Source organism: Psychrobacter sp. FME5 (assembly GCF_014861375.1).
Taxonomy (GTDB): domain Bacteria; phylum Pseudomonadota; class Gammaproteobacteria; order Pseudomonadales; family Moraxellaceae; genus Psychrobacter.
The window spans coordinates 1-6,830 of the sequence record NZ_RRYX01000135.1; the positions used below are offsets into that span (position 1 = coordinate 1).

At 39.7% G+C, this 6,830-nt stretch carries 7 protein-coding genes; 4 read left to right on the forward strand and 3 right to left on the reverse strand.

From position 1 onward, the window contains the following. Positions 1–199: 199 nt before the first annotated feature. On the reverse strand, positions 200–739 hold the full coding sequence (locus tag EI161_RS12765; RefSeq protein ID WP_192524689.1) for a TetR/AcrR family transcriptional regulator: 540 nt from the start codon (positions 737–739) through the stop codon (positions 200–202). 131 nt (positions 740–870) lie between these two features. Between EI161_RS12765 and EI161_RS12770 the strand changes: the two genes are divergently transcribed. Beyond that, on the forward strand, positions 871–1,389 hold the full coding sequence (locus EI161_RS12770; RefSeq protein WP_192524688.1) for an HPP family protein: 519 nt from the start codon (positions 871–873) through the stop codon (positions 1,387–1,389). Between the two features lie 270 nt (positions 1,390–1,659). Here EI161_RS12770 and EI161_RS12775 read toward each other — a convergent pair whose 3' ends face one another. Further along, a complete protein-coding gene (locus EI161_RS12775) occupies positions 1,660–2,286 on the reverse strand; it encodes a LysE family translocator (protein ID WP_192529719.1) in 627 nt (208 codons plus the stop codon). A 40-nt stretch (positions 2,287–2,326) separates the two neighbouring features. Beyond that, positions 2,327–2,641, reverse strand: a complete 315-nt coding sequence (locus EI161_RS12780; RefSeq protein WP_225735384.1) for a mobilization protein MobS — start codon at positions 2,639–2,641, stop codon at positions 2,327–2,329. 255 nt (positions 2,642–2,896) lie between these two features. Between EI161_RS12780 and EI161_RS12785 the strand changes: the two genes are divergently transcribed. From EI161_RS12785 to repM, 3 genes are all read left to right on the forward strand, one after another. Next, positions 2,897–4,579, forward strand: coding sequence for a MobA/MobL family protein (locus EI161_RS12785; RefSeq protein ID WP_192529720.1), 1,683 nt, complete (start codon positions 2,897–2,899; stop codon positions 4,577–4,579). Between the two features lie 3 nt (positions 4,580–4,582). After that, entirely contained in the window at positions 4,583–5,383 is an 801-nt protein-coding gene (locus EI161_RS12790; protein WP_192529721.1) for a hypothetical protein, read from the forward strand. 282 nt (positions 5,384–5,665) lie between these two features. Continuing rightward, positions 5,666–6,643 (forward strand): replication initiation protein RepM, encoded by a 978-nt coding sequence (gene repM, locus EI161_RS12795; RefSeq protein ID WP_225735385.1) that lies wholly within the window; start codon positions 5,666–5,668, stop codon positions 6,641–6,643. Positions 6,644–6,830: the final 187 nt, after the last annotated feature.

The following is a 6,830-nucleotide window of genomic DNA, read 5'->3' on the forward strand; positions in this document are numbered from 1 at the left end:
CGAAGCTTTTCATGCTGCTGGCCATTTGCTCAGCCAGTTTCTTGATGTCAGATTGGTTAGTCATTGCTTATTCTCCTGTTAGTGGATTATAAGCAGTTACACAGAGTTTGGGAAACTCTCTACCAAAATTTCGCACTGGAACTGCCAGAGTACTATCGTAGAATCTGATACGCTAAAACCTAACTTGTATCGATATAATTTAATCCAAAACCTTAAAAAAATCAGTATTTAACTCTAACAACTCCTGATCCGTTTGTGCGGCAACGATAATACCTTCGCCAAATACAAACAAAGTGTCAGATTTCTGCTTAGCATTTTCCGCACTTATCTGTTCAAAATTATCAAGTAGCCATTTCCTAACCTCAGTTTTATGCTGCTTGGCTATTAAATGAGGTGAAGACTGTTTATCTGAATACTCTGCGCAAGCGTTGATAAACATACAACCATAAAAATCCTCTGATAACGTCCAGTTCTTGAGGAAGTTTAAGTAGCAAGTGGCAACATCTGCTACTTTCTCAATCTCAAAATCATCAAAGTCATTTTCTAATTGAGTCATAAACATCTGATGACGATATTTAAGCGCCTCCTCAATCAAGCCTTCTTTACTACCAAAATGGGCATACAAAGTCCGCTTGGTAGTCCCTGCTTTCTTTGCTAAAAGCTCTACTCCACTATCGTGAAAGCCTTGCTTATAAAAGAGCTCATAACTTTTTTGTAGAATAGTATCTCGTAATTCCATTAGTTCTTCTCCTGTTATTTTTATTCAGTGAAAACAATAATAGTATTTTTATATACCGTTCGGTATACTTTAAATTATACACCGAACGGTATATCGATAATGATACCTTTTTATTTACGATAGGAGTAAGTATGCATTCATTCTTTAATTGGCATAAGCTAAGCGGTCAAGTCAACGAATGCCCAAAGAGATTACCTTTACCGATGATAGTAGTGGCTTGGCTAGGCGGCACCATTGCCACTGCAACGCTTGCTATATTAGGAAGCTCAATAGAACTTATCATGATTTTAGGATCGTTTGGCGCAAGTTGTTTACTAATATTTGCCTATCCTACCAGCCCTTTTGCCCAGCCGAGAAATGTTATAGGTGGGCATGTTATTGCGACTTTTACAGGACTGGTATTCATGACGTTATTTGGTATTCACTGGTGGAGTATGGCAACTGCTGTTGGCACTGCCATTGCGCTAATGCTGATATTTAGAATGCCTCATCCACCTGCTGGGTCTAACCCTTTAATAGTTATGCTAGGTGCAGTAAATTGGAGTTTTTTGATAACACCCACTCTAATCGGTTCAATCGTTTTGGTAATGGTAGCGCTGATTTATAACAATTTGGGTAAAGGTAAACAGTATCCGACTTATTGGTGGTGAATTATCTGAACCGCATCGGGATTGTCTGGGACTTAACACTCTGAGAGTTAGTCTATAGTTCAATGCCTGTATACCGCATCGATCACGGATAGAATATGTATGGCAAGTACACCACGAAGTACACTGTGATTCTTTCAATGAGTTAAAGTGTTGATGCCATTAGCCCACAGCCCAAGTTTCGAGTCCTCACTAGGGAACCGAACCAGTTAAAGCACCTGATTTGTTCACCGTAGGTATGATTAAATCAGATTCGATAGCTGGGGATTTTTTCTATAAAAATAGCCTTCTACTAGTTTCCCATAATATATAAATAGCAATGAAAAGTAGAATAAGTCCTGAAAATTTACTAATTATATTTGCGATTTTATTATTACTAACTTTTGAGAATATAAAAGAATAAATAGATAAGATACTATAGTCTAGAGCTATCCACACCAACGTCAGAATTAGCATAGACGAATATATGTCGCTTGATACCTCTAAGAATAAAGGGAAGAAAGCAATAAAAAAAATAACATCTTTAGGGTTAGAGATACCTATAAGAAAGCCATCTTTGAAATGGTTTTTCGTAACAAGAACTGAACTTTCCTTTACAGTCTGATCAATATCAATTTTATCTTTTATAATGCCTATAGAAAAATATATAAGATAGAATGCCCCTAAAAAGGATAACCAGAGCATAGCTGTCTCGCTAACTGAAAACACCCCCTGAAGGATAATAAATGATATTGCTATCAAGATTAGTGACGCAGTGTTAGTGCCTGCGACTGTTGCTAACCCCGCTTTGAACCCACTTTTTACGCTTGCACTCACTACAAGTACAGTCACAGGTCCTGGAGTGCCTAGAAATAGAAGAATAGCTAAGAAATAGGCGAACAATAAAGAATAATCTATCATTTAACTAATGCCTTTTTTATTTTTAATGGACATATTTTATTTACAAGTGCTCATCTAAACTAGCATTCAACTCTAAATCATTCTTAGTCTCGACCGTACCACCAAGCCCCTTTACCAAATCTGCCATTAAATCCTTATCAGTCTGTCTGGTCAGGAAATTCAATAGATTGTCAGCCGTATATTCTTTCAAACCATCTACTGAATTATTCTCTAAAGCATCTACCAAAAAAGCACCAAGTAATATTTTTTGCCGTGTTAGCTTCTTATCTAACTTCTGCTTCTCTCTATTTATCTTAAGCTCAAGCTCATTGATCTTCTGCTGTTCTTTTAGATCATTACCACCAAGTAAGCTCATACCTTTCTCCTAGATTATCAAATTATTTACTTACCTAACTATAGCAACTTCGCCAATACCTAACAACAGTTTATGATATAGTTATTTGACAGATGGTTGAGTCCCACTGACTAAGTGCGAGTTTTCGACTTTACAAATGTTTATTCCCTACGGTAATACATTTATAAAATCAAAACATCGGCAGGGATAAACCCCCACACCCCCAGAACTACGAAAAGACGTAGTGCTAAAAACCAAAAAACTGAGCTTGTAGAAATGGCTATTTTCATCGCATCGACTAAATCAATATCACGAGGCAAGGGACAAAGTGCCGTTGCCAGTGCGAGCTATCGCGCAGGGGTTGAGCTTGAAGATAAGCGCTATGGCAAAACTCATGATTACTCAAAAAAGCATGGCGTGATGAGTGCGGATATTATTTTGCCGACAGCATTGGCTGCTACGGGCGCTGATATTGATCGTAGTGATTTATGGAACAAAGCGGAGTTTGCCGAGAAGCGCAAAGATGCGCGAGTGGCTAGAGAATGGCTAGTCAATCTACCTTATGAATTAAGCGCAGAAGACCGAAAAGAGTTAGCGCATAGCTTCGCCCAAACCCTAGCCGACCGTTACGGCACGATTGCCGATTGCGCCATTCATGAGCCTACTCAAAAAGAGATTGATCGCGGTGCAGATCCGCGCAACTATCACGCCCATATCATGTTTACCACGCGCACCGCAGAGCTTGACGAAAATAATGAAATCATACTAACCGACAAAGCGACTATTGAGCTATCAGACAAAAAGCGGCGTTCACTTAGCATGGAACGCGTGAGCCATGAGATTACAGACGTTCGCCAAATATGGGAGCAGATTGCCAACGAAAAACTGGCTGAGCATGACCATAAACTGATTGATAGTCGCAGCTATGCCGCGCAAGGGATTGATATTGAGCCACAGCTCAAAATGGGATCAGTCGCTACCAAGCTGGAACGTGACAAATACGAGCGAGAGCTAAGAAAAGCTGAACAAGCCAAAGCAGAAGGCAAGCATTACGAGATTGATAAAACGCCAGCAACACAGCTTGGCACCATCAACGAAATAATCAACGAGCGTAACGAGCTGGTATGGGGCGTAGAGCTTACCAAAAATCAGATCGTGAATGATGCCGCTGATGCCATTATCTTAAACGGTCATAAAATCAAAGATATTGAACACAGCACATCGCCACCAAGCAGGACAACCGTAGCAGATGAACCCATCAAAAAATCAGAACCAGCACCTGCGCCGAAGCCTAAAGCACCCACACTCGATGCGGTAGCAAAAGCCATGGCAATGGCTCAGGGCATTAAGAGCAAACGCGCAGATGAGCAAAAACAAAAAGAGGTGGCGCTAGAGCAGCAAAGGCAGTGCGAGCTTGCCGAACAACAAAAACGTGAACAAGCCGAACGTGAGCGCATTGAACAGGCACGAGCCGACAGAGCAAGGCAGCTTGCGCTTGAAAACAAGCAATTCCTTGACGACAAAAAAGCGCTGTATGCATCTGTAATGGAACAATTAGAGCAGCATACGCAGAAAGGGATTGATCCAAACAGCAAGACCGGCAAACTTATTTTAGCGATTTCAGTCGCTAATGAGGTCATGCACAGCTTCAATCAATACACAGACAACCCAGACACCACACAAAGACAGCGCGAGCTTGCGTCAAATGAGCGTGGCGCGTTAACGGACTTAGTAAGCGACAAATCACAGCAAGCACTGAATGAGATCAAAAATCTTCACTATACCAGTGAGCGTAAAACGCACACAGAAGCCCTACAAGACGTTTTAACTGAATTTATAGACCATCACAGCCAAAACATCGAAAAAAACCAGCAGCAAGCACTACAGAGCGCACAAAAAGAGATTACAGACTACAGTAACGAGATTAACCGCAGCCGCAGCTATGGATTAGGAAGATAAAAAATGTCAGAGACCCCCAACCTTGAAGACCTACTTGCCGCCATTGCAACGCTCACCGAGCATAATACGGCCTTGTTAGAGAGGATAGAGGAAAAAGACCAAGCCACCAAAGACAGAGATGCAGCAAACGCCAAGCTGGTAAACGATCTAATAGCCCAGCTCAAAGATTATCAAGAACGAGAGAATGTCATCAAATCAGCGATTGCTATTGGTGCGGCTAAAGAGGTTAGCAAAGAGGTGTCTGCTGTACTGAATCACTACCATAACCAATTAACGCAAGGCGTTGCTGGTCATGTTGCTAAGGCCAATCATCACTTAGTGCAAACTGTAAACCTAGCCACCACCAGTATTAATGATTTATCCATATTGTCTACAAGAATGAATAAAACCTTTGATGCTAACTTTAAGAGTTTGAGCTTCTTTGCGACTGAGTTTCAAGATCAAAATCGGCAGTTAGCTAATGATGCCAAAAACACATTAACCAACGTTAGAACAGAAGCTAAAGAAGGCGCTAAACAATATACCAAAGCGCTATCGGATGAATTTGCTAGATCACTAAGCTGGAAGGCTTCTGCTCTCGTAGGTGGTATCTGTGCTTGCATATTTGCCCTTACGTTATTGTCTGTTTTACTACTTGTACCTAGCAAAACAGAAATAGCTCAACGTAAGGCTGATTATCAGCGTTTAGAGAAGGCTGTTGTTGTTAATAATGTCGTCAAAGGTCAAGATGGTTACTATGCGAGAATCAAGCCAAAATCTTGTTTTATAGGTACAGATAGATACCAATACTGCAAATTTAGATAGATCAAAGCGCTTATCTTCTTAGTTAATAAAAAAAAGAAAAAAGGTTTTTAATGCTTTTAATGCTTTTAATAGCTTTTAAGTCCGCTACAGCCCTTGTTAATAAAGGCACTCACGACCCATAGAACGTAGTTTACTTACCCATAGAACGTAGTTTACTTACCCATAGAACGTAGTTTACTTACCCATAGAACGTAGTTTACTTACCTTATAACGATATGTATTTATTTATCGTTATAATGATGCTATATTACTTATCGTTATATAGTTAGAGGGGCTAAGTTGATGAAACCAAGTATGAATGCAGGTAACAATAAGATGGATCTTATAGTTAAGACAAACAGACTAAATACAGCAATCCAAAATCTTACGCTCGCTGAAATAAGGTTGGTTCAGTTGGCTATCATAGATAGCAGAGAGAAAAATGAAGGTTTGTCAGCCGATAAGCCTTTAACTATAAAAGCATCAAGGTACGCTGAAGCGTTTGGGACGACACGACAGGGTGCTTATGACGTCCTTAAAAAAGCAGAAGAAAATCTATTCGAGCGTAGGTTTACTTTTTTAGACGAAAACGATGGCTATCCGGTTAAGTCGCGTTGGATAAGTCAGGCAAAATATAAGCAGGATAAAGGTACTATTGAGATTATATTTACGCCTGCGGTAGTGAATGAAATAACACGTATAAATGGTATAGAGCAGTTTTTTACTAAATACACGTTAGAACAAACATCAATGCTCAATAGCATGTATTCAGTACGTTTGTATGAACTTCTAATACAGTGGCGTGAAGCCAAAAAGACACCTTTATTTGGCTTAAAAGTATTTAGAGGTCAACTTGGAGTGGACGATGATGAATATGAACGGATGTGTGACTTCAAATCTGGTGTTTTAAACAAAGCTATAAAAGAAATTAACAAGCACACTGATATCAAAGTTAGCTATGAGCAAGAAAAAGATGGTAAAAATATTATCGGCTTTAAATTTAAGGTAATTTCAAAAAGTAAGCCGAAAGGCAATAACCAACAAAGTATTAGTAGAGATGCAGATACAGCAGATATGTTTACGGTTGAAGATCTAAATGATAAACAGCTAGGACGTATTGCTCGTAATCCCCAGTTTATTACTGACTATAATCACATGGTTAGCCCTACTAGCCCAGCTGGACAGTCGCAGCAAGGATGGGAGTTTGAGATGATTAATCGCCTTAAAAAAGACGCCTCTCAATTTAAGAAACGTCCAGTCAGGGATTATTTAGAGTATTAAGGCTAGCGGTCTATTATAAGTGGTTCCATTATAGCAGTCTGTTTTAAGTGGTCTGTTAATAGGTTTGAAGGGTCAAATAGCTGGTTCCCTTGGGGTATACCAAAAGAGCCCATCCCAGATTCTGTGTAACTGCCATTTAGATTAAATGCTTACTAATGCGATCATCAAACATAATCATAAAGCGATT